General features: G+C 60.6%; 23 protein-coding genes. 19 read left to right on the top strand and 4 right to left on the bottom strand.

Annotation, left to right across the window (positions count from 1 at the left end):
- Window positions 1-720: 720 nt before the first annotated feature.
- Window positions 721-1,095: a hypothetical protein gene (locus AB1S50_RS01235; RefSeq protein WP_367148544.1), complete on the bottom strand. Its 375-nt coding sequence runs from the start codon at window positions 1,093-1,095 to the stop codon at window positions 721-723.
- Between the two features lie 4 nt (window positions 1,096-1,099).
- A complete protein-coding gene (nhaC, locus tag AB1S50_RS01230; RefSeq protein ID WP_367148543.1) occupies window positions 1,100-2,605 on the bottom strand; it encodes a Na+/H+ antiporter NhaC in 1,506 nt (501 codons plus the stop codon).
- 335 nt (window positions 2,606-2,940) lie between these two features.
- On the opposite strand from nhaC, the gene AB1S50_RS01225 reads away from it, so the two are divergent.
- The 7 genes from AB1S50_RS01225 (at window position 2,941) to AB1S50_RS01195 (ending at window position 12,448) form a co-directional block, all read left to right on the top strand.
- Complete coding sequence (locus AB1S50_RS01225; protein ID WP_367148542.1) at window positions 2,941-4,110, top strand: 1-acyl-sn-glycerol-3-phosphate acyltransferase; 1,170 nt, start codon at window positions 2,941-2,943, stop codon at window positions 4,108-4,110.
- 75 nt (window positions 4,111-4,185) lie between these two features.
- Complete coding sequence (dinG, locus tag AB1S50_RS01220; RefSeq protein WP_367148573.1) at window positions 4,186-6,333, top strand: ATP-dependent DNA helicase DinG; 2,148 nt, start codon at window positions 4,186-4,188, stop codon at window positions 6,331-6,333.
- An 88-nt stretch (window positions 6,334-6,421) separates the two neighbouring features.
- Window positions 6,422-6,757 (top strand): YqcC family protein, encoded by a 336-nt coding sequence (locus AB1S50_RS01215; protein ID WP_367148541.1) that lies wholly within the window; start codon window positions 6,422-6,424, stop codon window positions 6,755-6,757.
- Window positions 6,758-6,992: 235 nt separating this feature from the next.
- Entirely contained in the window at window positions 6,993-7,691 is a 699-nt protein-coding gene (locus tag AB1S50_RS01210; protein ID WP_367148540.1) for an ATP-dependent zinc protease family protein, read from the top strand.
- 62 nt (window positions 7,692-7,753) lie between these two features.
- The gene (locus tag AB1S50_RS01205; protein ID WP_367148539.1) at window positions 7,754-9,286 is read left to right on the top strand and encodes an inactive transglutaminase family protein; all 1,533 of its coding nucleotides are present in this window, start codon (window positions 7,754-7,756) and stop codon (window positions 9,284-9,286) included.
- Complete coding sequence (locus AB1S50_RS01200) at window positions 9,287-10,291, top strand: alpha-L-glutamate ligase-like protein (RefSeq protein WP_367148538.1); 1,005 nt, start codon at window positions 9,287-9,289, stop codon at window positions 10,289-10,291.
- A gap of 69 nt (window positions 10,292-10,360) precedes the next feature.
- Window positions 10,361-12,448 carry a TonB-dependent receptor gene (locus tag AB1S50_RS01195; protein WP_367148537.1) on the top strand — a complete coding sequence of 696 codons (2,088 nt, stop codon included), beginning with the start codon at window positions 10,361-10,363 and terminating at the stop codon, window positions 12,446-12,448.
- A gap of 140 nt (window positions 12,449-12,588) precedes the next feature.
- On the opposite strand, the gene AB1S50_RS01190 is transcribed toward AB1S50_RS01195, so the two are convergent.
- Window positions 12,589-13,740 carry an acyl-CoA desaturase gene (locus AB1S50_RS01190; RefSeq protein WP_367148536.1) on the bottom strand — a complete coding sequence of 384 codons (1,152 nt, stop codon included), beginning with the start codon at window positions 13,738-13,740 and terminating at the stop codon, window positions 12,589-12,591.
- Window positions 13,741-14,242: 502 nt separating this feature from the next.
- On the opposite strand from AB1S50_RS01190, the gene AB1S50_RS01185 reads away from it, so the two are divergent.
- Window positions 14,243-16,213: a hybrid sensor histidine kinase/response regulator gene (locus tag AB1S50_RS01185; RefSeq protein WP_367148535.1), complete on the top strand. Its 1,971-nt coding sequence runs from the start codon at window positions 14,243-14,245 to the stop codon at window positions 16,211-16,213.
- Between the two features lie 111 nt (window positions 16,214-16,324).
- Here the strand turns inward: AB1S50_RS01185 and AB1S50_RS01180 are convergent, their stop codons facing one another.
- Window positions 16,325-17,128, bottom strand: a complete 804-nt coding sequence (locus tag AB1S50_RS01180) for an inositol monophosphatase family protein (protein WP_367148534.1) — start codon at window positions 17,126-17,128, stop codon at window positions 16,325-16,327.
- A 171-nt stretch (window positions 17,129-17,299) separates the two neighbouring features.
- Here AB1S50_RS01180 and trmJ point away from each other — a divergent pair, with 171 nt between their 5' ends.
- The 11 genes from trmJ to rlmN all read left to right on the top strand — a co-directional run bounded on the left by trmJ (window position 17,300) and on the right by rlmN (window position 25,768).
- Window positions 17,300-18,085, top strand: a complete 786-nt coding sequence (gene trmJ, locus AB1S50_RS01175) for a tRNA (cytosine(32)/uridine(32)-2'-O)-methyltransferase TrmJ (RefSeq protein WP_367148533.1) — start codon at window positions 17,300-17,302, stop codon at window positions 18,083-18,085.
- A 131-nt stretch (window positions 18,086-18,216) separates the two neighbouring features.
- Window positions 18,217-18,699, top strand: coding sequence for a Fe-S cluster assembly transcriptional regulator IscR (iscR, locus tag AB1S50_RS01170; protein WP_367148532.1), 483 nt, complete (start codon window positions 18,217-18,219; stop codon window positions 18,697-18,699).
- A gap of 81 nt (window positions 18,700-18,780) precedes the next feature.
- On the top strand, window positions 18,781-19,995 hold the full coding sequence (locus AB1S50_RS01165; protein WP_367148531.1) for an IscS subfamily cysteine desulfurase: 1,215 nt from the start codon (window positions 18,781-18,783) through the stop codon (window positions 19,993-19,995).
- A 26-nt stretch (window positions 19,996-20,021) separates the two neighbouring features.
- A complete protein-coding gene (gene iscU / locus AB1S50_RS01160) occupies window positions 20,022-20,429 on the top strand; it encodes a Fe-S cluster assembly scaffold IscU (RefSeq protein ID WP_367148530.1) in 408 nt (135 codons plus the stop codon).
- 12 nt (window positions 20,430-20,441) lie between these two features.
- Window positions 20,442-20,765: an iron-sulfur cluster assembly protein IscA gene (gene iscA / locus AB1S50_RS01155; protein ID WP_367148529.1), complete on the top strand. Its 324-nt coding sequence runs from the start codon at window positions 20,442-20,444 to the stop codon at window positions 20,763-20,765.
- Window positions 20,766-20,889: 124 nt separating this feature from the next.
- Complete coding sequence (hscB, locus tag AB1S50_RS01150) at window positions 20,890-21,414, top strand: Fe-S protein assembly co-chaperone HscB (RefSeq protein ID WP_367148528.1); 525 nt, start codon at window positions 20,890-20,892, stop codon at window positions 21,412-21,414.
- Window positions 21,415-21,416: 2 nt separating this feature from the next.
- A complete protein-coding gene (gene hscA / locus AB1S50_RS01145; RefSeq protein WP_367148527.1) occupies window positions 21,417-23,279 on the top strand; it encodes a Fe-S protein assembly chaperone HscA in 1,863 nt (620 codons plus the stop codon).
- 49 nt (window positions 23,280-23,328) lie between these two features.
- Window positions 23,329-23,667 (top strand): ISC system 2Fe-2S type ferredoxin, encoded by a 339-nt coding sequence (gene fdx / locus AB1S50_RS01140; RefSeq protein ID WP_367148526.1) that lies wholly within the window; start codon window positions 23,329-23,331, stop codon window positions 23,665-23,667.
- Between the two features lie 34 nt (window positions 23,668-23,701).
- A complete protein-coding gene (gene iscX, locus AB1S50_RS01135) occupies window positions 23,702-23,896 on the top strand; it encodes a Fe-S cluster assembly protein IscX (protein WP_367148525.1) in 195 nt (64 codons plus the stop codon).
- Window positions 23,897-24,155: 259 nt separating this feature from the next.
- Window positions 24,156-24,584, top strand: a complete 429-nt coding sequence (gene ndk, locus AB1S50_RS01130; protein ID WP_367148524.1) for a nucleoside-diphosphate kinase — start codon at window positions 24,156-24,158, stop codon at window positions 24,582-24,584.
- Window positions 24,585-24,640: 56 nt separating this feature from the next.
- A complete protein-coding gene (rlmN, locus tag AB1S50_RS01125) occupies window positions 24,641-25,768 on the top strand; it encodes a 23S rRNA (adenine(2503)-C(2))-methyltransferase RlmN (protein ID WP_367148523.1) in 1,128 nt (375 codons plus the stop codon).
- The last annotated feature ends 126 nt before the right edge of the window (window positions 25,769-25,894 follow it).

The raw sequence follows: 25,894 nt of genomic DNA, 5'->3' as shown, positions 1-25,894 counted from the left end.
GTTGCTCTTGATTCACGGGAGGCCGTGCGGGATTTTTGTCCCCGGACCCGGGGCGGGATCGCGGACCGCCCGGGTTGGCCGAATGGACGCACAATGCTATCCGCAAACCGCGAATCTAGCCAGGACTAAGGAGTTGAAAATAACTGCAGCGGGCTTCGCCGCGGAAGGGCATCGGTGGAAATTCGGGCAAACCGTTGGCTGAAAAAATGCCTCCGCAGTGGCCATCCATTGCGTTCACGCGGCAACCGCAAAGGTTGTCGGCTCGATGAGGCACAGGGAAGCGCCGCTGGGGGCCATTTGAAATAGCGACGGTTACGCGTGTTTGCGCAGGATTTCAACGGCGACAATCCGATAGATGAAAAGCCATCTACTCGATTGCCGGGTTAATGGTGTGAACAGGACCCGGTATGTATCACCATACTGGGCCTGTTCGACGGTGATCTCACTTGACCACTTTCATGCACCGAACCTGATCCGAAGCCATCCAACAATCCGCGTCCGCAGGACAGGCCATGGACATAGGAATCTGTTCAGCGCCTGGAGGGCAAGCAACGGGCGCGGGAGGCGCTGCGCAACAGCCGGCTAGAATCAGTGCACCGATAATTCCCAGTAAGTACTTGGCTGGAGTGAAATTCATCCCCTAACTCCTTTCCGTTGATGTTAGCCATTAGCATAGCCAATAAAACGTCATCCGTTCGGCCGGCTTTGCAAAAATATTTTCTACAAAGGAACCGCCCAATGGAGTGTAATAGGCGTACTGTTTAAATAGCTGCCACCGATGAAGTTGGGGTGTTTATGGTGCCAGTTTGGCGCACGGAAACACCTTAATTTAAAGGTTTTTCTGTCACCCGCCCCTGCCGACGGTCCCTGGTCCGGGAAAATATTTTTTGCGGGGATGAAATGCCGCGCCACTGTTTTTTTCCAAAACGCAGCGCCTTTCGCCGTGCTGTTACCTGGCCGGTTCACAAGCGCCGCCGCAGGGGTGGCTCCATCGGGCGCCTTTACACAAACTGTGAGAAGTGTGCAGTGGGCGCGCATCAGCCAGGGATCAACATCGCTGGCTTTTGAAAAAAGCCAGGGAAGGCTTTTCAACAAACCATTAAGACGATTTCGATGCCATCTGGCTATCGGGTTCCAGTGCCGGCTCTGAAGCTTCCGATGGCAGTGGCATTTGCTTGAAGTGAAGCCAGCCGTAGGTGATTGCCATCAGCGGGCAGAGGATGTTGAACAGCGCAAAGGGCGCGTAGGCAAAGGTGGCGATGCCAAGGGTGGCGCTCATATAGGCGCCGCAGGTGTTCCAGGGAATCAGCACGGAGGTGATGGTGCCCGAGTCTTCCAGTGTGCGCGACAGGTTTAGGCCGTGCAGGCCCTTTTCCGCAAAGGCGTCGCGAAACATACGGCCGGGGATGATGATGGCCATATACTGGTCGCCGGCGGCGGCGTTCATGCCGAAGCAGGTGAGCACCGTTGAGGTGATAAGGCCGCCCACGGTGCGCACCCGGGACAGGGCCCAGTGGACTATCCGCTCGAGGAATCCGGCCCGCTCCATGGCGCCGCCAAATGCCATGGCGGAAATAATCAGCCAGATGGTGTTGAGCATGCTGCTCATGCCGCCCTTGGACAGCAGCTCGGCAACATTCTCATTGCTGGAGGAGGATTTGTAGCCGTCGAAAAGGCTGTGCCAGGCGCCCTTGAGGCCCGCCAGGGAGCCCTCGCCACCCCCCAGCCGGCGCGCCGTCTCCGGTTCGAAGATGAGTGCGATGACGCAGCCCACCAGGGCGCCGATGATGAGGGTGGGGTAGGCGGGGATCTTGCGCCAGGCCATAAACAGCAGCAGCGCCAGTGGCAGCAGGCTGACGCTGGAGATATTGAATTCCTCCTGCAGCGCACCCAGCAGCAATTGGATATCCGCCGAGGAGGTGCTGGCGGTTTCCGCTGACAGGCCGATCACGGCGAAGATCACCAGGGCGATGACAAACGCCGGCATGGTGGTCCAGAGCATGTGGCGGATGTGCAGGAAAAGGTCGTTGGAGGTCACCGCCGCGGCGACATTGGTGGTGTCGGACAGGGGGGACATCTTGTCGCCGAAATAGGCGCCGGAAATTACCGCCCCGGCGGTTATTGCCGGGGACAGGCCCAGGGCGGCGGCAATCCCCATCAGTGCCACACCCAGGGTGCCGGCGGTGGTCCAGCTGGAACCGATGCTGAGGCCCACTATGGCGCAGATGACACAGCTGGCGGCGTAGAACCACTGCGGCGACAGTATCTGTACCCCGTAGTAAATCATCGACGGGACCGTACCCGCCAGAATCCAGCTGCCGATCAGGGCACCCACCGCCAGCAGTATCAGTATGGCGCCGAACACCAGCCCTATGCCTTTCAGCATGCCGTCTTCCATATCGCGCCAGCTGCGACCGTTCTTCATGCCCATCAGCGCCGCGACGCCGGCGCACAACAGCAGCGCTATTTGGTTGGGGCCTAAGGAAGAGTCGGAGCCGTATAGGGACACCGACAGTGACAGCAGGGCGATCAGGATACCCAGCGGGAGCAGGGAGTCCCCGAGGCTGGGGGTGCGGGGGGTGGAACTGGTATCTGGCTGGTTCAAGCTGGACTCCTGGTTTGCTGCGAGGCTCTTGGGAAGCCACTGGGTGTCGTTTTATCGTTGTTGTGGATCATCGCAAGCCTTGATCAGCGGGCTATTCTGGCGACTGCACCTCCAACTGTCCATAGGGGCCGGTCGCTTTTGCGCTGGCAGTTCGCCGGTGCTTCCGGTATGTTCTGCGCCGGCACGGCCGGGCCACCCGGCCCCAGCGAACGGCCGGCGGCACCTTTATAGTGCCGCGGTTTCCCGGCAATATGGTGCGCCGGGTTCACGGTCTCGGGTCTGGGGCGTGACGGAAGGTGGCATGGCGTCCACAGGCAGGTTTAGGTGATGATTGCATGAGAGCAGGTGATTGGGATAGCTCCCGGTTTGACGAAATCCGCCCCTATCGCGACGAGGAGGTGCGCGATGTGCTGGATCGCCTGATCGCCGATCCGGAGATGTCCCACGCGGCAGCACACTTGTTGGTGCCGAAACTGGCCAGGCTGGAGGGGCCTGTTGCCTGGTTGGTACGGCAGTTTGTGCGCTTTGAGTTCCGCGGCGTGAAGGATGTGCGCGGTGTGCAGAGGGTGGTGTCCCGGTACCTGGACATGGTGGTGAACCGCACCAGCAGCGGCCTGACCATCTCCGGGCTCGACACATTGCCGCGGGACCGGGCCTGTCTGTTCGTGAGCAACCACCGGGACATCGCCATGGATCCGGCGCTGTCGATTCTGGCCATGTACAAGGAGGGGCACGAAACAGCCCGTATCGCCATTGGCGACAATCTGCTTTCGAAGCAGTTTGCCACCGATATCATGAAGCTGAACAAGTGTTTTACCGTGAGGCGCGAGTCCAGCAACCGCCGCGAGAAGCTGCAAGCGGCCACTGAGCTGTCAAATTATATTTACCATTCAATCGTGCACGACAATGAGCATGTGTGGATCGCCCAGATGTCCGGGCGCGCCAAGGATGGAATGGACCGTACCAATCCGGCGCTGGCGGCTATGTTCGCGATGACCAAGGACCGGGAGACCTCCTTCGCCGATTTTTGGCGCCAGCTGCACATAGTGCCCCTGGCGATCTCCTATGAGTGGGATCCCTGTGACCGGCGGAAAGCCAAAGAGCTGTATGTCAAAGAACACCGGGAGGCCTATCGCAAGGCCGAACACGAGGACTTGGGCGCTATCGCCAAGGGCGTGGTGGGCCACAAGGGCCATGTTCACGCGGCTTTCGGCACCCCCATTGAGGGGGATTGCGTCGATGTCAGCAGCCTGGCGGAGGAGATAGACCGGCAGATTATCGGCAACTATGTGCTGCACCCCACCAACCTGATCGCCTACGAGATGCTCTACGGGGAGACCCCGGACCTGCCGGTGTCCTGGCCACAGAGGCCCTGGAGTGCCGATGCAGACGGGGATATCCGGAGGCAGTTCGAGCAGCGTATGCAGCATATCGACCAGCGCTGGCGCCCCAAGGCCCTGCAGGCCTACGCCAACCCGGTGGTGTCCAAACTGGCTTACCGGTAATGACTGGAGGGTGCCGGGTGGTTCGTGGATAATGCCGCCCAGTATCCAGACAAACCTCTTGCCCACTATTCCCAAGTGCTGAAAGATCCGCAAAAGAAGGCCATTCAGGCCGCCTACAGCCAGTTTTTAAGCGGCCGTGAGCTGAAAGCCCGCTACGGCCAGAAGCTGATGGTAGCGGCCATCGCCCGCACGCTCGGCGGTATCGCCCAGGACAGCAGCGGAGCGCGGGACGCAGAAAAAACCGATGGCGAGCATATCTGTGTGGTGGAGGGCGGCACCGGCACCGGCAAGACGGTAGCCTATTTGCTGGCCGCCATCCCGCTGGCGGAGGCCAGTGACAAAACCCTGGTGGTGTCCACCGCGACGGTGGCGCTCCAGGAGCAACTGGTACACAAGGATCTGCCGGAGGTGGCCCAGTACAGCGGCCTGCAGTTCGATATCAGCCTCGCCAAGGGGCGGGGGCGCTATCTCTGCCTGAGCAAACTGGACCAGTTGCTGTCGAGTTTCTCGCCGGATACACAGACGTTCAATATGGGCCTCTACCCGGACGAGCAGCCCCAGCAGCCGGACGAGGCCGGCGTCAAGCTCTATCGCAGCATGGCCGACCAGCTGGCCTCCGGCGCCTGGGACGGGGATAGGGACAACTGGCCCGACACCATTGCGGCTGCCGACTGGAGCCACATTACTACCGACCATCGCCAGTGCAGCGGCCGGCGCTGCCAGCATGTGAGCAAGTGCAGCTTCTTTCGCGCCCGGGAGAGCCTGGGTAAGGCCCGGGTGATAGTGGCGAATCACGATCTGTTGATGGCGGATCTGGCCCTTGGGGGGGGAGCGATCCTGCCACCCCCGGAAGAGAGCATCTATGTGCTGGACGAGGCGCACCACCTGCCAGAAAAGGCCCTGAGCCACTTTTCCCACCACAGTCGCATCGGCGCCTCCAGCGGCTGGCTGGACCAGGCCAACAAGAATCTCGCGCAAGTGCTGGCTGAGATTGGCGATGGCGGCGATCTGGATCGGTGCGGGGAGCAGCTGCCAGCGGCAATGGCGTCCGCGAAGCAGGGCCTGGAGCAGATGTGGCCGCTGATCGAGCAGATTTGTGAATTCGAGGACAGGCGGGGTCCCGCTGCCAGTGCGAGGTATCGCTTTGACGGCGGGTTGGTGCCGGAGCCGTTGATGCAGCTGGCGGAGAAGTTGCGCGAGGAGTTTGACCAGCTGCACGACCTGCTGGGCAAGATGCTGCAGACTGTCCAGCGACTGCTGGAGGATCCCTACAGCCCGGTGCCGGAGGTGGATTTACAGCGATGGTATCCAGTGCTTGGCAGCTGGCACGGTCGGGCCGAGGCCAACCTGCTACTGTGGGCCAGCTACGCGCGGGCGGATGAAGCCGGGTCCGTGCCCCGGGCGCGCTGGGTAACGCTGGTGGAACGGGGTGGCGGCATAGACTTTGAGGTGTGTTGCTCGCCGATTCTCGCGGGCGATACACTGAACCACAGCCTCTGGCGCCGCTGCTATGGCGCCGTGCTCACCTCCGCGACACTGACTGCCCTGGGGCGTTTCGACCGCCTGAAAATGCGTGCGGGCACCCCCGACAGCGCCACCTATCTGGTGGTGCCCAGCCCATTCGATTTCTCCCGCGCGACTTTACAGGTGCCGGCCAGTGCCGTGGATGCGGGTGACAGTGACCGCCACACGGATGCGGTGGTGCGGGCCCTGCCGCAAATTCTGGAGGCGTCGGCGGGAGCACTGGTGCTGTTTTCGTCACGGCGACAGATGGAAACGGTGTGCGAGGCTCTGCCCGATGACTGGCGTCAGCGAATACTGATGCAGGGACAAAAGTCCCGTCGGCAGCTGCTGGAAATGCACCGGGAGGTGGTGGACAGCGGCGGCCACAGTGTCTTGTTTGGGCTCGCCAGCTTCGCCGAGGGGCTGGACCTGCCGGGCGCTTATTGTCGGCATGTGGTGGTGGCCAAGCTGCCATTTTCAGTGCCTGATGATCCGATCGAGGCGGCATTGGCGGAGTGGGTCCAGACCCGTGGAGGCAACCCTTTCATGCAGATTACAGTGCCGGATGCAGCGTTAAAGCTGGTCCAGGCCTGTGGACGCCTGTTGCGCACCGAGGTGGACAGCGGCACGGTGACCCTGCTGGACAGACGCATTGTCAGCCGGCGCTACGGGCGCGCGATGCTCGATTCGCTGCCCCCTTTCAGCCGTCATATCGAGTAGCGGGACGGCTCACTCCGGGGGCGCTGTGAACCGTTAACCCTAGCAGGGATCGTCGAATTGATTGTGAACAGGCTGCGGGAATACCCTGATGGATGAAATCTATATGGAGCTGGCCGATCAGCTGTTGCGGCTGGAGGCGGAGCTGCGACGGCTGAAGCTGTGGTCATTGGAAACGCCCACGGCGGAGGCGCTCGCAAGCACCGAACCCTTTTGCCTGGACACTCTGACGCTGCCACAGTGGCTGCAATTTGTGTTCCTGCCCCGTATGCGCCAACTGGTGGAGTCGGGACAACCGCTGCCGCGGCGGTGTGGTATCGCACCTGTGGCGGAAGAGTTTTTCGAAAACAGCGGTCATTTTCACGCCCTGATCGAGCAGCTGCGGGAAATAGACCGGCGCCTGGAGCGCGGCTCCGGGACTGTTTGAACCGCGGTTTGTGATCAACGTCATAGAACCCGTCAAAGTGGGAGTGTTATCCACAGTTGTCCGTAGCGCCGGCTATGGAGGGCGGCTGTTCAGCTTAGGGTCCGATGCGGTAACATCGGCCCCCTGTCCAGATCGGAGCAGGGCATTCCCCCAAGATGACCAACAGGGAGAGGCCGGATTGCGATCCAAGCGCAAGGATGGTCACAATAATCGGTCGTTAAGGTAGTAGGTAAGAATGCGAAACTTTTCTCATCTGTGGTTGGTGCTGGCTGCCCAGTTGCTGGCTGGCTGTGAATCGCTGCATATGCCCTGGCAGCAGCCCGCTCCCGCATCCTCTGCCAGCGCGGTAGCGGGTGAGCCCGGCCGGACTCCTGCCCCGGGTGTGCAGTGCCCGGCCCAGGAGCCGGTGGTCTGTGCCGAGCCGGAAGTGAAAGTGGTCGAGCGGGTGATCGAACGAACCCACGAAAAAATAGTCGAAGTGCCCGTCGCCAAAGACAAACTGGTGTTGGGTGCGGTTGAGCGCTTCGCAATCGAACCCGGCGGGGTGATTCTCGATTCCCTGATCGACACAGGGGCAGCGACCTCTTCGCTGAACGCCCAAGAGCTGACCCACTTCGAGCGGGATGGCAAGGAGTGGGTGAGGTTTTTACTGCCGCCCGGCGGCGGTGGGGAAAATCGGGTTGTATCCATCGAGTTGCCGGTCAAACGCTATGTCCGCGTGGCCCGCCCCGGCTTTGATCGCCAGCGCCGCCCCATAGTGGACTTGAGCCTGAATGTCGGCCAGGTGACCCATATGGTGGAGGTGAACCTGACCGACCGCAGCGACGCCAACTACCCATTGCTGGTGGGGCGCAATTTTCTCAAGGATTCTGCGGTGGTGGACGTCAGCCGGCGCCATGTGCAGGGCACGCCACAATTGCCGGAGAGCAAATAACACTGAATGAGTTTTAGAGGACCGCAATTTGACGGGGTCCTCTCACTGTTGGGGAATGGCGAATGTCGCCGCGCGCACAAGTATATGTTCTCGCTGCTCTGCTGGCGCTCATGGGGGCCGGCCTCACCATCTACAAAAATCGCCAACTGGGTTTTCCGTTACTGCCGGGAGAGTACCGCACCGTATGGACCATAGAGGCCAAGGTGCGTTTCACCGCCGAGGGTGGCCCGGTAAAGGCGGCGCTGACCCTGCCGCGGGCTCAGCGCAATATGGAGGTGCTGGCGGAAACCTTCAGCTCCTCCGGCTTCGGCTTTAACGTTATCCGCGACAACGATGAGTACCGGGCCGTGTGGTCCCGCCGGCAGGCCTCCGGCAGCCAGTCGCTGTTCTACCAGCTGGACGTGTACCAGACCCCGGGAGTAGCACTGGATCAGCCCCTGGACCTGAGTACCGAGGTGGACCGGCCTTTCCTCGGCGCGCGCGAACAGGAGGCGGTGCGCCAGGCAATTTATTCGTTGGTGGACACAGCGCGGGAGCGTTCCGCGGATACTGAGACCTTTACCACCCAGCTGCTCACCGATTTGGCTGATACCGGCAACCAGGATCGCAATATGATCTTCGGTTTCTATAAAAACCGCTCGCTGGTGGATGTGGCCCTGCTGGTACTGGCCGCAGCGGACATTCCCGCGCACCGAATTCGCGGTCTTTATCTGGAAGATGATCGTCGCCGTCTCGACCCGCAGGATTTGCTGGAGGTTTACGACGGCGAGCGCTGGGTGGTGTTCGAACCCATCACCGGTTCACCGGGTTTGCCAAAAAATTTCTTTATCTGGCAACGCGGTGGCAAAAGCCTGCTGGATGTCGAGGGCGGCCGGAACTCCCGCGTAACTTTCTCGGTAATCGCCAACGACGTGCCGGCCCGCGATGTAGCCATGCTGGGTACCAGTCGGGAGCGGGAAGCGCTGGTGGACTTCTCCATTTACAGCCTGCCGATCGAGCAGCAGAGTATTTTCAAGCTGATACTACTGGTTCCGGTGGGGGCGCTGGTGGTGGTGTTGCTGCGGGTGTTTGTCGGCTTGCGCACTTCCGGGACCTTTATGCCGGTGCTGTTGGCAATTGCTTTCATCGAAACCCGCCTGGTGACCGGCCTTAGTATTTTTACTCTCATCCTGATGTTGGGGCTGTGGGTCCGTTTTTATCTCAGCCGCCTCAATCTATTGCTGGTGGCGAGGATCGCCGCGGTGGTGGTTACGGTAGTGATACTGATGGGGGCTATCAGTGTGGTGAGCTACAAGCTGGGTATAGAACAGGCGCTGACAGTCACCTTCTTCCCGATGATTATTCTGGCGTGGACAATCGAACGCATGTCGATCGTCTGGGAGGAAGACGGTCCCTACGAAGTGGTGGTGCAGGCGGGTGGTAGTCTGCTGGTGGCGGTTTTGGCTTACTGGGTAATGACCAACCGGCTGGTGGAACACCTGACTTTCAATTTTCCCGAGCTGCTCCTGGTGCTGCTGGCGATGATTCTGGTGATTGGCAACTACACCGGGTTCCGCCTCGGCGAGTTGGTGCGTTTTCGCCAGCTGGTGCGGTAAATGCGCGGCTTCTCCCTCAGGCACCTGCTGGTCAAGGCCCGCGGTGGCATGGTTTCGCCCCAGGCGCTGCAGCGCAGAGGCGTGCTCGGCATGAATGCGCGCAATGTGGACTATATCGCCCGCTATAACGACCGGGACAAGTATCCTATCGTCGACGATAAGCTCAATACCAAGCGCGCCGCCAAAAGGGCGGGGATTCCGGTACCGGAGCTGATTGATGCATTTGAAGTGCAGCCGAGCCGCTCGCGGGTAATAGCGGTGATAGAGCCCCTATGGCAGTTTGTGATCAAACCGGCGCGGGGCTCCGGCGGCAAGGGAATTCTGGTGATCGTCGGCCGCGAGGGAGACAAGTACCTCAAACCGTCCGGGGCCCAGGTCAGCGCTCTGGATATTCTCCGACACGTCAGCAATATCCACAGCGGACTCTACAGCCTGGGCGGAAAGCCGGACCGGGTTATGATTGAGGCACTGGTGGATTTCGACCCGGTGTTCGACAATTATTCCGTTGAAGGCGTCCCGGATATCCGTGTGATTGTCTTCCGGGGCTTTCCCGTCATGGCGATGCTGCGCTGCTCCACACACGATTCCGATGGCAAGGCCAACCTCCACCAGGGTGCGGTGGGGGTGGGAATTGACCTCGCCACCGGGCGGAGCTGCCACGCGGTGCAGCGCGGTTTGCGCATCAGCAAACATCCGGATACGGAAATGCGGTTCGATGCACTGCAGGTACCCGGCTGGCGCGATCTGGTGCGCCTTGCCGCCAGTTGTTACGAAATGACAGGGCTCGGCTATCTGGGTTGCGACATTGTGCTGGATCGCAAACGCGGGCCTCTGTTGCTGGAGGCGAATGCGCGACCGGGCCTCGCCATTCAAATCGCCAATGGCGCCGGACTGCGCACCCGCCTGGGCCTGATCGAGGCCATGGAGCTGGAGCAGCTGGAAAAAAATGTGGACGAGCGCGTCATCTATGCCATGCACCAATTCGCGGGCGCCGGAGAGAGCTGATCACCCGGTTTGCGGTCGCGCTCGCCAATAGCCACACAAATAAAGTAACGCCGTCTTCTGGATTCTGATATGGGGTTAAAACTTTCACTGCTGGCCCGCCGTCCTCTTGCCCTGCTGTTGCTGCCCCTGGCGGGACCGGTGTGTGCCGATTATCCGGCCCCGGAGCTGGTTACAGTGACTGCCAGCCGCGAGCCGCGCCCGCTGGGTGAGCTTGCTGCCAGCCTCTCGGTGGTCTCCGGGGAAGAGCTGCTGCAGTCCGCGGCGGTGCATGTCAGTGAGGCACTGGCTGGGCAGGCCGGGGTTTGGATCAATCGCGGCAATGGCCAGGAACACCTGACGGCCATCCGTTCCCCCGTTTTGACCGGCGCGGGCAGTTGTGGAGCCTTCGCGGTGGTGAAGGACGGTGTGCCGGTACGGGCGACGGGTTTCTGTAACGTTAATCAACTGTTCGATGTCAATACCGAGCAGGCGGCGCGCATTGAAGTACTGAAGGGGCCGGCCCCCGTTCTTTACGGTTCCGATGCCCAGCATGGTGTGATCAATGTGCTGAGTGGGGATCCACTGGCTAACACTGGCAATCTGACCTTTGAATTGGGCCCCAGTGACTATCGCAGGGTCAAACTGAACCAGGGGGCTGTTAATGGTAGCCACGCCTTTGGCATTGCAGTCAATGGGACAGGTGATGGTGGTTTTAAGCGGGACTCCGGTTTCGACCAGCAGAAAATGACCGGCCGCCATGACTATCTGGGTGCGGATATCAGCGTGCGCACTTTGTTGAGCGTCAATAACCTCAACCAGGAGACAGCTGGCTATGTCTACGGACGGGGCGCCTATAAAGATGCGGCCCGCAAACGGGAAAACCCCAACCCGGAAGCCTTTCGCGACAGTCGTTCGGTGCGGCTGCAAAGCCGGTTCGAATTGTCCGGGGAGGGCGGTGACCTTTGGGTGCTGACGCCCTACGCCCGCTACACCGATATGGCTTTTCTGATGCACTTTCTGCCCGGTACGCCACTGGAAGAGAACGGACAGCGAAGCTTGGGATTGCAGAGCGCTTATGTGGGCGATCTCTCAAATGCGCTGACAGCCACCCTCGGTTTTGATCTCGAGGCTACCGATGCCTGGTTGCGGCAGTCCCAGGAAGAGGGGTTTTCCGTCTTTCCCGCGGGCAGGCAGTATGATTATCGGGTCAATGCTTTGGTTGCCGCCCTGTTCGGCAGCTTCGACTATGAGTTGTCCGATGTTTCCCGCGCGACATTCGGGGCTCGCCACCAGATATTGCGCTACCGCTATGACAACCGTATGCGGGACGGCGATACCGGCGAAGACGGATCCGTTTGCATCAGCAGTTTTACCGGTGCGGAAGGTTGTCGCTACTCGCGGCCCGCAGACCGGCGGGATCTGTTTGAAAATACCTCCGTGGAGTTTGGTCTGGTGCATGAGTTCAGCCCCGTGCTATTGGGTGTTGCCAAGATGGCGCGGGGTTACCGGGCACCCCAGGCGACGGAACTGTACCGGTTGCAAAATGGGCAGAGGCGCGCGGACCTGGATGCGGAGTCCATCGATAGTGTGGAGTTTGGGCTGAGAGGGGGCGGCGGCACACTGCAGTTCGATCTGGTGACTTTTTACCAGGAGAAGAAAGATGTGGTTTTCCAGTCGTCGGACCGGTTGAATCTCAGTGATGGCGCCACCCGGCACTATGGATTCGAATACGATCTGCGCTGGCAGCTGCCGCGCAACTGGCGGCTCGCTTTCACCGGAACTCTCGCCCGCCACCGGTACACGGCCGATGTGACGGCGCCCGGCAGTAACGACCTGATCGAAACTGCGGGCAACGACATAGATACCGCGCCGCGGCGGCTGTTTGCCGTCCGCCTGGGTTGGGAGCCGTCACAGTCGACACAGGCGGAGTTGGCTTGGGATCATACGGGTGCCTATTTTACCGATATTGAGAATCGGTACCGCTACGATGGTCACGAGCTGCTCACTTTGCGCTTGCGCCAACAGTTGTCCGAGCGCGCAACCGTCGGTGTGCGGGTGCGCAATCTGGCGAATGTGGATTACGCGGAAAGGGCAGACTTTTCGCGCCTGGGGGGTGGGGAGCGCTACTTTATTGGCGAGCCACGCAGCGTCTATGTGGACTTGAGCCTGGCACTGTGAAAGTTGCGGCGGTTGTGCGCAGTGCCTGTGTCGCTTTCTCCAGTAACCCCGGCGGCATTGGCCGCCGCACGGGAGTATGATCGAGGGACAAGAAAGCACGGGGCCAAGAGCGGGCCCGCCTGCTGGCACGGATTAAAGGGTCAGCTTCCGGACAGGGCTGAGGGACACAGGTGGAACTGCTCAATCATGATATTGAGGCGCTTGCGCTGCATTTTCAGGCTGTATTCAAGTTCTTTGACCCGGGTACGAATCGCGGCAGTTTCCCACTTGGCCAGCAGGCGTTCGCGGGCGTTTTCGTAGCGGCGGGACTGTAGCTGTTTCCACTCGGACAGTGCGGCTGAAAACTGCTGAGCCTCTTTTTCCAACAGCTCGCGCCAGCTCTCTTTATGGTTCGATTGCTGCAGTTTTCGTTCCGCCCGCTTGAACTGCATGGACAGCATGGCGCGCTGGACGCGCATCGCCGGTATGGTCTTAAGATTGCGTGCCAGTCCCAGCCAGCTGGCGGTCTTGATCAGCCACTTGGTGGGGTCCCACTGATACCAGCGCACACCGTTGCGGTAATCGGTTTGAAAAATATGGTGGTAGTTGTGGTAGCCCTCACCAAAGGTAAAAAAAGCCAGAACACCGTTATCCCGCGCACTGTTTTCATCGGTGTAAGGGCGCCGTCCCCACATATGGGCCAGGGAATTGATAAAGAAAGTGGTGTGATGGTTCACAACAATGCGCAATACACCCGCCAGCAGCATCATGCCGACAATATCACCGGTGGCCCAGCCCAACAGCAGTGTGAGACCCACATTCATAACCAGGGTGATGGGGATATAGTGATTGTGTTGCCACATAACAATCTTATCCCGTTGCAGGTCCTTGACGTTGTCAAAATCCACTTTACCGCTGGGATATTGCCGCAACATCCAGCCGATATGAGAGAACCAGAAGCCGCGACTGGCGGAGTAGGGGTCGAGACCATCGTCATCTACGTGGCGGTGATGGCGGCGGTGGTCGGAGCTCCAGATCAGGACGCTGTTCTGCAGTGCGGCGGCTCCAAACAGGGCGTACAGCAGGCGCAGAGACCAGTGGGCATCATAGGTGCGGTGTGACCAGAGGCGATGGTAGCCAGCGGTAATGCTAAATCCGCACAGTGCCCCGTAAACCGCAAAAGCCAGCCACTGATACCAGTGGTAGCCCACCATTACGCCATACAGGGGCACCAGGATCAGCGCCGCCAGAGCGGTGCCGGCAAAAAGAATGGTTGTGACCCAGATGCGGGGTGCCTCAGTGAAAGCGTTCATGCAGTAACCTTGTTTTTAATACTCTGGTAACACCTGTCGTCCCGTATTCCGGTTGCGCCACTGATATTTCAAAGCACTGTTGTGCGTGGACGACGGGTCGGAAATATTTCGCTTGTGGAGACAGTTGACCCCTGGGCGGAATCCTAACCCATCCCCGAAGCCAGCACATCCCCGCGCTGCGGAAATTTGAACTTGAGTACCACCTGCTCCCATGCCTGGGCAGAGCTGAAATGGGCATGACTATTTGGTCGGGTTTGTGCACCGAAATTTGCAGGTAAAGTACCCGCGTATAGTTGTGAAAATATCCACCCTATTCAGTCGTCGGCTCAATGCCCATAAGTTGGCGCCAAATCCCAAGTGAGCCGCCAGCGCCTGCAAATACTGACCGGAAAGTCTATTGGTGGCCTTGATGGCGGCTTCTACTGCTGACTGGGACTTTTGTTTTAATGCGAATAGTGCTTCACTTGGAGGCACAAAAAGCAAAAAAAGCGCACCCTCCACTGTGTCCAGACAAGCTCCCCCAACACAAGCTCGCGACCTCTTTGCGCTGGCTTCAGGTAATGAGGCACCTGATTCGCCCGCCCTACAACTGGATCGACTGTGCCGGCTGTTGGACGATGGCAATTGTGGGGTTTGGGAATGGATACCCGAAACCGGGCAGGTCAACACCAGTGGGCATCTGTGGTCCAGTTTGGCGGAGAGGGGACTGGCGGGTATCGAGAGTATGTGGAGCGAAACGCCTCCCCGCTGGGTCGGGGTCGAATACCGCCAGAAACTGCAGACATTTTTCCGCCGTCTGGGCGCGGGGGGGAACGTCGCGGCTTTATCGTTTTGCGCCGGTGACCCGCGGAATGGCGAGCATTGGCTGCGTATCTGGGGGACCAGCCTCGGGAGTGACGGCGCCTATGTAGTGGGTGGTTTCAGCGATCTCACCGCGGTTTGGTCCCAGTGCCGTGGCCCCGCTGTGGCGCAGGAATCTGCGCTGCAGACACTCGCCGGTGTTGGCGACGGAATCTGGGAGTGGGATCTGAGCGCCGACCAGATCCTGCTGGATGCCCGCGGCTGGGCCATAGTGGGTTATGACAGTGCCAACCTGGCCACGGATGCTTGTTCCCAGTCCGGTCTATGGAAGCGCAGTATATTGCCCGACGATCTTCCCTTGGTGGAACAGGGGTTGCTCAGTCACCTGCAGGAGAAAGCGCCGCTGGACCTGGAGTTCCGCATGTGGCACCGGGACGGAAGTATTGTCTGGGTGCGATGCCGGGGCCGGGTGCAGGGGGATGGAGATGAGGGGCCAGAGCGTGTGGTGGGCCTAGTGCAGGATGTTACGGCGAAGCGTGTGGCACTGGAGCGCGCTGAACGGGACCTGCAGCGCCAGCGGGAATTGAGCAAAAATACCTCTGAGCTGATGGTCAGCCTGGGGCACGAACTGCGCACGCCCCTCAACGCGATTCTCGGCTACAGCAAGGTGGTCGAGCAGGACCAGAGCCTCAACCCGGATCAGCGCCAGCGGCTGACAGAAATCCGCCGCGCCGGCCAACATCTGCTGCATCTGGTGGGGGACGTTATGGAGTTGGCGCGGATCGACAGTCAGCGCCTGGCGCCGTCTATGGAGCCTATCCAGCCGGTGCCCCTGGTGGCCGACTGTATGCGGCTGTTGGAACCACTGGCGGAAACGCGCCGGGTGAATCTGATTTTTGAGCCCCTCGGTTGGGAGCGGGCCCACATTTGTGCCGATCCGGTTCGCTTCAAGCAGGTGGTCCTGAATCTCGCCGGCAATGCGGTGAAATACAATCGCGAAAATGGCCGGGTGGTGATCAACTTCGTCCCCCAAGCGGAGGGTTGGTTGAGACTGAGCATCCTGGACACCGGCCGCGGTATCCCCAAGCATAAGCGCAGCGAGGTATTTGAGCCTTTCAACCGGTTGGGGGCCGAGAAAGGTCATATCGAGGGCACTGGCGTCGGACTGGCGATTGCCAAGCGCCTTACTGAGGCCATGGGTGGGCGTATCGACTTCGAAAGCCTCGAAGACCAGGGTTCCATTTTTTGGATAGAGTTCCCACTGATCGGCGCTCCGGCGGAAACAATCAAAATGCCCCCGACGCCGGTGGAAGTGCCGCCCTCCTGTCGCATCCTGCAGGTGGAGAACCGCCCGCGGGAAACCGAGCGTTTGCAAAAAATGCTGGCGGGCTTTTCCCATGTCCAGCATTTGGTGGCCGGGGATGCCGTGGAGGCAATATTTGTGGCGCGCACCCGCCGGCCCGATGTGGTGCTGTTGGACATGGCGATGCCGGGACTGTCGGCGCAGGAGATAGCGCGCATTCTCAGCAATGATCCGGCCACAACCGATATTCGTTGCGTCGCCGTCGGGGACTATTCAGGTGGGGACTGTTTCGCCTGGCTGCCCCAGAACTTTCCCCTGGCGCAGCTGTGCAAAGTGCTGGAGACCAGTATCGCCTCCGGGGAATGTTGATTTGGGCCAGCACCGCAAGGTCCACCGCGAGGTCTCCAATGGGCTGCGGAGGTCCGGAGCGGTGGACGGTTATCAATTTTACGGGTTTCACTGGTCCGGCAACTCGCCCGGTTAGCGAACCCCGTTCAGGTGTTTGCCGACGATCTGCAGCAGCGGCTTGAATACCCTGGGCGTACCGCACACCAGGTGGCCCGAGTCCAGGTAACTCTCACCACCGTGGAAATCACTGATCAGTCCGCCCGCTTCTTTCACCAGCAGCGCGCCGGCGGCGATATCCCAGGTGTTCAGGTGCATCTCCCAAAAACCGTCGAAGCGTCCGGCCGCCACATAGGCCAGATCCAGTGCCGCTGCACCGGGCCTGCGGATGCCGGCGGTCTGCCGGGCAATTTCCTTCAGGGCGGTCAAATAGGGGTCGACGTTTTCCAGCGCCGGGCCGCTAAACGGAATTCCGGTGCCGATCAGACCACCGCGCAAACCCTGGCGGCCGGAAACGCGGATACGGCGGCCATTCAGTGCCGCCCCCCGACCGCGGCTGGCGGTGAATTCCTCGCGCTTTATCGGGTCGAGCACGACCGCGTGTTCGATTCTGCCGCGGTAGCGGCAGGCGATAGATACGCAGAATTGCGGCACGCCGTGGATAAAGTTGGTGGTCCCGTCCAGGGGATCAATGATCCACTCGTATTCGGGTTCGGCGCCCTCGTGCAGGCCGCTTTCCTCCGCGCGTATGCTGTGTTTGGGGTAGGCCTTACGCAGGTGGTAGATAATCTCCCGCTCACTGGCCCGGTCCACATCGGTGACGAAATCGTTGCGACCCTTCTCCTCCAACTGGGTCAGGTCGCTGCGCTCCCAGGCCCGTTCAATCAATTCTCCGGCTTTGCGTGCCGCGCGCAGGGCGATATTCAGCATGGGTTCCATAACTCTTCCGCACTCAGTGGTTGATGGGGTTAAAAAGCGGGAGATTGCCAGGGGTGGCCTCCGGCCCCGGGCCAGCCGGGGTGCGTGGATTGTAGGGATTCTCGTGTATATTTGCTACACTCGCGCGCCCGCAAACCCCATTAATTGGTCTCTGTACCCCGTCCACGCCTTATGGTTAAGTCCGCTCCCGATAGTATTCGCTTCGTGTTGGTCAACAGCGCTCACCCCGGCAACATAGGTGGCGCCGCCCGCGCGCTCAAGAATATGGGCCTGAAGCAGCTGTATCTGGTTGCGCCGCGGGAGTTTCCCGCCGCGAATGCGATCTGGCGCGCCGCCGGTGCCGCGGATCTTCTGGATACCGCGGTGGTTGTGGAGACACTGGAGGAGGCGGTGGCCGACTGTGGCCTGGTGGTGGCCACCAGCGCGCGCGAGCGACGTATCCCCTGGCCTATGCTGACGCCGCGGGAATGCGGCGCCCGGGCGGTGGCGGAGGCGGTGGTGCACCCGGTGGCAGTGGTGTTCGGCCGCGAGGACCGGGGGCTCACCAATGAGGAACTGCAGCTGTGTAATTTCCACGTGCATATTCCTTCGAATCCGGATTACAGCTCCCTGAATCTCGCCGCGGCGGTACAGGTGCTGGCCTACGAGGTGCGCATGGCCGCGCTGGAGAAAGAGCAGGGTGGTCAGCCCAGCTACGCGGAATGGGACAGGCCGCCGGCCAAATCCAGCGACATGGAGCTCTATTTCGACCATTTGCAGCGGGCTTTGACGGAACTGGGTTTTATCGATCCGGACAATCCACGCCAGACAATGGCCCGCTTGCGTCGACTGTTCAGTCGCGTGCGTCCCGACGATATGGAGCTGGGCATACTGCGCGGGATGCTGACGGCCATCCAGAACCATATCCATCGCAGCGGCGGGCGGGGCAGGCCCGGGGGGGATGCTGTCGACGGATAGGCCGCCACCAGTCGCGGAAACACTGCAGTCAATACTTGACTGATTTGCCCGGTTATATACTTGACTGCGGTAGTGGGTTATTCCATACTCGCATCCAATTCAAAGGGGCCGTCAATCAGTTGGGAGTGCGAATGCGTTTGACAACCAAAGGCCGCTACGCGGTCACGGCGATGCTGGACCTGGCGCTGCACATGGATCGGGGGCCTATCAGCCTGGCGGATATTTCCAAGCGCCAGGGTATTTCCCTGTCTTATCTGGAACAGTTGTTTTCCCGCCTGCGCCAATCCGGGCTGGTGTCCAGCGTGCGTGGTCCCGGTGGCGGTTACCGGCTCGCAAGGGATGCCAAAGAGGTTTTTGTGGCGCAGATTGTCGATGCAGTCAACGAGTCCGTGGATGCCACCAACTGCCGTGGTAACAATGACTGTGCCGCGGGAGAGCAGTGCCTGACGCACTATCTCTGGTTTGATCTGAGCGAGCAGATCCACAGTTTCCTCAGTGGTATCAGCCTCGCGGACCTGGTGGCCCGCTCCGACGTGCAGGAAGTTGCGCGCCGGCAGGACAAGCGCGATGAGACGCCGGAAGAGAGGGTGGCGGTGATTGGCAGTCTGCAGTAAGTTGCGCGCCGGCCCCGCGTTGAAAGTTTGCAATCGAGAGCACATTGAAACCGCCGCTAAAGTGCGCGGAGAGAGATATCTATGAAGCTTCCCATCTATCTGGATTATTCCTCCACCTGTCCCGTGGACCCCCGGGTCGCCCAAAAGATGGCGCAACAGCTCACTATGGAAGGTAACTTCGGCAACCCCGCTTCCCGCTCGCATATTTATGGCTGGAAAGCCGAAGAGGCGGTAGAGGACGCGCGCCGCCATGTGGCCGAGCTGATCAACGCCGACCCCCGCGAGATCGTATGGACCAGCGGCGCCACCGAGGCGGACAATCTGGCGATCAAGGGGGCCGCCCATTTTTACCAGGGCAGGGGCAAGCACATCATTACCTCCAAGGTCGAGCACAAGGCGGTGCTGGACACCTGTCGGCAACTGGAGCGGGAGGGGTTCGAAGTCGATTACCTGAGCCCGCGCGCCGACGGCATAGTCCACCCGGAGCAGGTGGAGGCGGCGCTGCGCGAAGACACCATTCTGGTGAGCCTGATGCACGTCAACAACGAAATCGGGGTCATCAACGACATAGCCGCAATCGGAGAAATCTGCCGGGCGCGCAAGGTCGTGTTTCATGTGGATGCGGCCCAGAGTGCCGGTAAGGTGCCGATTGATCTGGCTACAATGCCAGTGGACCTGATGTCATTTTCCGCGCACAAGATATACGGCCCCAAAGGTATCGGTGCCCTCTATGTGCGCCGCAAGCCGCGGGTGCGTCTCGAAGCGCAGATGCACGGTGGGGGGCACGAGCGGGGGATGCGTTCAGGTACCCTGCCCACGCACCAGATTGTCGGTATGGGCAAGGCATTCCGCATCGCCAAAGAGGAGATGGTGCAAGAGCGTGAGCGTTTGCTGCGCCTGCGTGGCCGCTTCTGGGATCAGATCAAGGATATGGAAGAGGTGCATGTAAACGGTTCCCTGCAGCAGCGCGTAGCCGGCAACCTGAATGTGAGTTTCGCCTTCGTGGAAGGCGAAAGTCTGATCATGTCCCTGAAGGATCTGGCCGTCTCCTCGGGTTCCGCCTGTACTTCTGCCAGTCTGGAGCCCAGTTACGTCCTGCGGGCTCTGGGTGTCGATGATGAATTGGCCCACAGTTCACTGCGCTTCAGTTTCGGACGTTTTACCAGTGAGCAGGATGTGGATACCGCGGCTGCGGAAGTGCGCAAGGCAGTGGAGAAACTGCGCGAGCTGTCGCCGCTTTGGGATATGTACAAAGATGGTGTCGATCTGAGTACCATTGAATGGGCGGCGCACTAAACGCGTAGAGATTTTGGAGAAAAGCCATGGCATACAGCGATAAAGTAATCGATCACTATGAGCATCCGCGCAACGTCGGCCGCCTGGATGACCAAGCGGACAATGTGGGTACCGGTATGGTGGGTGCCCCCGCCTGCGGGGACGTCATGCGGCTGCAGATTCAGGTAAGCGAAGACGGCATTATCGAGGATGCCAAGTTCAAGACATACGGTTGTGGTTCCGCGATCGCCTCCAGCTCACTGCTCACCGAGTGGGTAAAAGGCAAGAGTATCGACGAGGCCGAGCAGATCAAGAACACGGCCATTGCCGAGGAGCTGGCGTTGCCGCCGGTGAAAATTCACTGCTCGGTACTGGCAGAGGATGCGATCAAGGCGGCGGTGCGGGATGTGCGCGAAAAGCGCGACACCAAGACAAAGCAGTCCGAAGCCGGTTAAGCAAGGCGCACCATGGCAGTGACTATGACGGAGGCGGCGCGGGTGCATATCCAGCGCCAGCTCAGCAAACGCGGCAGAGGTATCGGAATTCGCGTCGGGGTAAAAACCGCCGGGTGCTCCGGGCTCGCCTATGTGCTCGAATTTGTGGACGAGACCAACAGCGAAGATGTGATCTTTGAGCAGGAGGGGGTGCAGCTGATTGTGGACCCCAAAAGCCTCGCTTATATCGACGGCACCGAGCTGGATTTTGTCAAAGAGGGTTTGAACGAGGGGTTTACCTTCTCCAATCCAAACGTGAAAAATGAGTGCGGATGCGGCGAGAGTTTCCACGTGTGAAACTCGATGTTCCAGGTTGCCGGGCCGGGTGCGAGGGAGCATGCCGGCCTTTTTTGTACGGTGCACCGACGCGGTAAAAGTCGTCTGGGGCGGGGTTTTGACCAGCACTTGGATGGGTGGACTGATGGGCCTTCAACAGAATTTTTTCGAGATATTTGGTCTGCGGCCGGGCTTTGCGGTGGACTGCTCAAGGCTCGCTGCACGTTACCGGGAGCTTCAGCGACAATTCCATCCGGACAAGTATGCGGCGCACTCGGACCGGGAACAAATGCTGGCCATGCAATATGCGGCGCGGATCAACGAGGCCCACAACACATTGCGCGATCCCGTAGCGCGCGCCGCCTATCTGCTGCAACTGGCAGGGGTGGAGATGGGGCCCGATCAGACCACCTCAGATGCCGCTTTCCTGATGCAGCAAATGGCGCTGCGGGAGCGGCTCGAAGAGATAGCTGCGGCACCGGACCCCGCAGCTGCGCTGCGGGCACTGGAGCAAGAGGTGCAAACACTGCGCGCAGCCGATGAGGAATGCTTTGCACGGGGATACAGCGACGGCGACTTGCCGGCGGCGAGGGAGTCCCTGCTGCGATTGCAGTTTCTCGCCAAGCTGCAGCGGCAGGTGGAGGAGTTGGAAGAGGATTTACTGGATTGACGATGGCACTACTGCAGATTTCCGAGCCCGGCCAGACCCCGGAACCCCACCAGCACAAGCGCGCGGTCGGCATTGACCTGGGCACCACCAATTCGCTGGTGGCGACAGTGCGCAATGGCGATGCCGAGGCCATTGCGGCCACCGATGGCAGTGTCATTCTGCCGTCCGCAGTGCACTACGCCGGCGACGGCACCACCACAGTGGGCGCGTCGGCGCGCCGGGGCGCGGCCAGCGACCCCCGCAACACCCTGCTGTCGGTCAAGCGATTGATGGGGCGTGGCCGGGAGGACCTGCAGAGCCTCGGCGACCGGTCACCCTATCAATTGGCTGACACAGAGGGCGGTATGGTGGCGATCGAGACCGCCGCCGGCACCGTCAACCCGGTGCAGGTTTCCGCAGAAATTCTGCGTGTGCTGGCAGCCCGCGGCTGCGAGGCGCTGGGTGGTGCCCTGGATGGTGCTGTGATCACTGTCCCGGCCTATTTTGATGACGCCCAGCGCCAGGCCACCAAGGATGCGGCGCAGCTGGCGGGGTTGCATGTGCTGCGCCTGCTGAACGAGCCCACCGCCGCCGCGGTTGCCTACGGTCTGGACAAAGGGCAGGAAGGGGTGATCGCGGTGTACGACCTGGGCGGCGGCACTTTTGACATCTCCGTCTTGCGCCTTTCCCGCGGCATTTTCGAGGTGTTGGCCACCGGTGGTGACACCGCCCTTGGGGGGGATGATTTTGACCGCACCATCGCCGACTGGATTGCCGGGCAGGCCGGTCTGGAAACGGATTGCGACGCTCTCGCCCAGCGGGCCCTGCTGGACTGTGCCTGTGCCGCCAAAGAGGCACTGGCCCAGCGCGAGCAGGTGGAGATCGACTATGGCCAGTGGCGCGGTGTCCTGAACCGCAGTGAACTGGCGGCAATGCTGGACCCCATGATCGACCGGACACTGCGCGCCTGCAAGCGCGCGCTCCGCGATGCCGGGATCGGGCCCGGTGCAGTACAGGAGGTGGTGCTGGTGGGAGGGTCCACCCGTACTGTGAGAGTACGCGAGCGGGTGGAGGAGTTCTTTGGCCGCGCCCCACACCTGGATATTGACCCGGACCGGGTTGTGGCCATCGGCGCCGCACTGCAGGCGGATGTGCTGGTGGGCAATAAATCCAACGACGATCTGTTGCTGCTGGATGTTATCCCGCTGGCCCTGGGCATAGAGACCATGGGTGGCCTGACGGAAAAGCTGATCCCCCGCAATACCACTATCCCGGTGGCCAAAGCGCAGGAATTCACCACCTTCAGGGACGGCCAGACCGCCATGTCCATTCATGTGGTGCAGGGCGAGCGCGAACTGGTGGAGGACTGCCGTTCACTGGCGCGGTTCGAGTTGCGGGGAATTCCGCCCATGGTAGCCGGTGCGGCCCATGTCCGCGTGACCTACCAGGTGGACGCCGACGGTCTCCTGTCCGTCACCGCTGTGGAAAAGAGCAGTGGGGTCAGCGCCGATATTGCGGTCAAGCCGTCCTATGGTCTGCAGGACGCCGACATTTCCCGCATGTTGCGGGACTCCTACCGGCATGCCCAGGAGGATGTGGCGGAGCGGGCCCTGCGCGAGGCGCGAGTGGAGGCGGAGCGGGCCCTGGAGGCCCTGCTGGCGGCGCTGCGGGAAAACGGCGCCGAACTGCTTCAGGAGGAGGAGATAGGGCGCCTCGAGCGGGATATGGAAGCCCTGCGGCTGGCTCACCGGGGCAGCGATGCGGAGGAGATCCGCCGACGCATTGAGGCGCTGAATCAGGTGTCTGAAGTCTTCGCGGCGCGGCGTATGGACACATCGATCAAGCGCGCCATGCGGGGCCATACGCTGGATGAATTTGACCAATAAGTGGTGCGGAGCCCGCCTCCGCAGAGTGACCTGAGAGAGTCGGAAGCCTATGCCGAAGATAGTGTTTTTGCCCCATGCGGAGATCTGCCCAGAGGGCAAGGTGATCGAGGTGGACAGTGGCGTGAGTATCTGTGATGCCGCCCTGGCCAATGGGATAGAGATTGAGCACGCCTGTGAGAAGTCCTGTGCCTGCACCACCTGCCATGTGATAGTGCGCGAGGGATTCGATTCCATGGAAGAGCCGGACGAGTTGGAGGAGGATCTGCTGGACAAAGCCTGGGGATTGGAGCCGGATTCGCGTCTTTCCTGCCAGGCCATAGTGGAAGGAGAGGACCTGGTGGTGGAGATTCCCAAGTACACGATCAACCAGGTGTCGGAAAAACATTGAGTGACAGGCTGCCGGAACTGCCGAGGAGTTCACGATGAAATGGACAGATATCAACGAAATCGCCATAGAGCTGGTGGAGACCCGTCCGGACACAGATCCGCTGGCGGTCAATTTCGTTGACCTGCGCGCCTGGGTCATGGCCCTGCCCGGATTCGATGATGACCCCGACCGCTGTGGTGAGAAGATCCTCGAAGCGATCCAGGCGGCCTGGATCGAGGAGGCCGAGTAAGCTGCTCTTCCGCCTTGTGCCGTTAATCTGGGGGGGGCAGTGCGCACCCCCGGCGCTCAAGTGACGGCCCCATTGTTTCACCGGCCCCCGCGGGGCAATAGTACAAACTTCGTGCACTAGGGCGTATAATCCGCCGTCCGTAACTGGCGGCGGACTGTCCCCGGTACCAAACCGGACGGTTCAATGCGCACACAGAATTCCAACGAGAGCAACTGCGGTTGCTCTTTTTGTACTTGCAACCTATTAATCGGAGATCAACATGGCCCTGCAACGCACTCTTTCCATCATCAAGCCCGATGCGGTCGCCAAGAACGTAATTGGTGAGATTGAAAGCCGCTTTGAAAAGGCGGGCCTGCGAATCGTCGCCATGAAAATGCTGCATCTGTCGCGGGAGAAGGCTGAGGGCTTTTACGCTGAGCACAAGGAGCGCCCCTTTTTCGGGGATCTGGTGGACTTTATGACTTCCGGACCGGTGGTGGTCCAGGTTCTGGAAGGTGAGAATGCGATTGCGGCAAACCGCGACCTGATGGGCGCGACCAACCCCAAAGAAGCTGCGCCGGGCACCATCCGCGCCGACTTTGCCCAGAGCATTGACGCCAACGCAGTGCACGGCTCCGATTCCGCCGAGTCGGCGGCGCGGGAGGTGAGCTATTTTTTCGCCGCCGATGAGGTTTGCCCGCGCGGCTAGAGGCGCCTGAGCACCGGCTTGTCTGAGCCGGTGCGATTCGCCCCCGAGGTGACTGCATGAACGAAGCACAAGCGGAAAGAACCAATTTGCTGGGCCTGTCGCTGGATAAGCTGGCAGAATTTTGCGTGTCCCTGGGGGAAAAGCGCTTCCGCGCTGTACAGCTGCTGAAGTGGATGCATCAGAGTGGCGTCGACGACTTTGCCGAGATGACCAATGTCAGCAAGGCCTTGCGTCACAGGCTGGCCCAGGTGGCCGAAATTCGCGCGCCCGAAGTATTGGGGCAGTGGGATTCTGCCGATGGCACGCGCAAGTGGTTGATCGGGGTTGAGGGTGGCAATGCGGTGGAGACCGTCTATATCCCCGATGGTGACCGCGGCACCCTGTGCGTTTCCTCGCAGGTGGGCTGTGCGCTGGACTGCAGTTTCTGCGCCACCGGCAAGCAGGGTTTCAACCGCGACCTGAGTGCGGCGGAGATCATCGGTCAGGTGTGGATTGCCTGCAAATCCTTCGGTCAGTTGCAGCCCGGCGGGCCGCGCAAGGTGACCAATGTGGTGATGATGGGCATGGGTGAGCCACTGCTCAATTTCGACAATGTGGTCGACGCCATGAACCTGATGATGGAGGACAATGCCTACGGGATTTCCAAGCGTCGTGTGACCCTGAGTACCTCCGGGGTGGTACCGGCGCTGGATAAACTGGCGGATGTCACCGATGTGAGTCTGGCCATCTCCCTGCACGCGCCCAACGATGCACTGCGCGATCAACTGGTGCCCATCAATCGCAGATATCCCATAGCCATGCTGTTGGACAGTGCCAAGCGCTACATTGAGCGCATGCCCGACACCCATCGCAAAATGACCATCGAATACACGCTGATGCGGGAGGTCAACGACCGCCCCGAGCACGCCCAGCAGCTGGCGGAGCTGTTGCGAGATGTGCCCGTCAAGATAAATCTGATACCCTTCAATCCATTCGAGCTGTCCGACTACCAGCGGGTCGGGAACAACGCTTTGCGACGCTTTCAACAGATTTTGCTGGACAAAGGTTATACCGTAACTGTGCGCACCACCCGCGGTGACGATATAGCGGCGGCCTGTGGCCAGTTGGCCGGCAATGTGAACGACCGCACGCGCCGCTCAGAGCGCTACCGCAACACTGAGCAACCGGTCCGTATCCTGGGCTAGGACTGGGGCAATACCGGAGGGAGGCGGTCTCTGCACCCGGCAGAGGCCGTAGCGTCAGTGTAGTGCTAGGGCCTGTTCACACTAACGGAGTTGGCCCTGTTGTGACAGAAAAGGTGCCAATCGAGG

Origin of the sequence: Microbulbifer discodermiae, from assembly GCF_040742695.1 — a bacterium.
Classification (GTDB): Bacteria; Pseudomonadota; Gammaproteobacteria; order Pseudomonadales; family Cellvibrionaceae; genus Microbulbifer.
This window is presented reverse-complemented; position numbering and strand designations above follow the sequence as displayed.

What these genes read in the sequence shown, in the direction of transcription:
- AB1S50_RS01225 (WP_367148542.1), top strand. Translation starts at nt 2,941, where the DNA reads ATGAGAGCAGGTGATTGGGATAGCTCCCGGTTTGACGAAATCCGCCCC.
- AB1S50_RS01215 (WP_367148541.1), top strand. Translation starts at nt 6,422, where the DNA reads ATGGATGAAATCTATATGGAGCTGGCCGATCAGCTGTTGCGGCTGGAG.
- AB1S50_RS01210 (WP_367148540.1), top strand. Translation starts at nt 6,993, where the DNA reads ATGCGAAACTTTTCTCATCTGTGGTTGGTGCTGGCTGCCCAGTTGCTG.
- AB1S50_RS01205 (WP_367148539.1), top strand. Translation starts at nt 7,754, where the DNA reads ATGTCGCCGCGCGCACAAGTATATGTTCTCGCTGCTCTGCTGGCGCTC.
- AB1S50_RS01200 (WP_367148538.1), top strand. Translation starts at nt 9,287, where the DNA reads ATGCGCGGCTTCTCCCTCAGGCACCTGCTGGTCAAGGCCCGCGGTGGC.
- AB1S50_RS01195 (WP_367148537.1), top strand. Translation starts at nt 10,361, where the DNA reads ATGGGGTTAAAACTTTCACTGCTGGCCCGCCGTCCTCTTGCCCTGCTG.
- AB1S50_RS01190 (WP_367148536.1), bottom strand. Translation starts at nt 13,740, where the DNA reads ATGAACGCTTTCACTGAGGCACCCCGCATCTGGGTCACAACCATTCTT.
- AB1S50_RS01180 (WP_367148534.1), bottom strand. Translation starts at nt 17,128, where the DNA reads ATGGAACCCATGCTGAATATCGCCCTGCGCGCGGCACGCAAAGCCGGA.
- trmJ (WP_367148533.1), top strand. Translation starts at nt 17,300, where the DNA reads ATGGTTAAGTCCGCTCCCGATAGTATTCGCTTCGTGTTGGTCAACAGC.
- iscR (WP_367148532.1), top strand. Translation starts at nt 18,217, where the DNA reads ATGCGTTTGACAACCAAAGGCCGCTACGCGGTCACGGCGATGCTGGAC.
- AB1S50_RS01165 (WP_367148531.1), top strand. Translation starts at nt 18,781, where the DNA reads ATGAAGCTTCCCATCTATCTGGATTATTCCTCCACCTGTCCCGTGGAC.
- iscU (WP_367148530.1), top strand. Translation starts at nt 20,022, where the DNA reads ATGGCATACAGCGATAAAGTAATCGATCACTATGAGCATCCGCGCAAC.
- iscA (WP_367148529.1), top strand. Translation starts at nt 20,442, where the DNA reads ATGGCAGTGACTATGACGGAGGCGGCGCGGGTGCATATCCAGCGCCAG.
- hscB (WP_367148528.1), top strand. Translation starts at nt 20,890, where the DNA reads ATGGGCCTTCAACAGAATTTTTTCGAGATATTTGGTCTGCGGCCGGGC.
- hscA (WP_367148527.1), top strand. Translation starts at nt 21,417, where the DNA reads ATGGCACTACTGCAGATTTCCGAGCCCGGCCAGACCCCGGAACCCCAC.
- fdx (WP_367148526.1), top strand. Translation starts at nt 23,329, where the DNA reads ATGCCGAAGATAGTGTTTTTGCCCCATGCGGAGATCTGCCCAGAGGGC.
- iscX (WP_367148525.1), top strand. Translation starts at nt 23,702, where the DNA reads ATGAAATGGACAGATATCAACGAAATCGCCATAGAGCTGGTGGAGACC.
- ndk (WP_367148524.1), top strand. Translation starts at nt 24,156, where the DNA reads ATGGCCCTGCAACGCACTCTTTCCATCATCAAGCCCGATGCGGTCGCC.
- rlmN (WP_367148523.1), top strand. Translation starts at nt 24,641, where the DNA reads ATGAACGAAGCACAAGCGGAAAGAACCAATTTGCTGGGCCTGTCGCTG.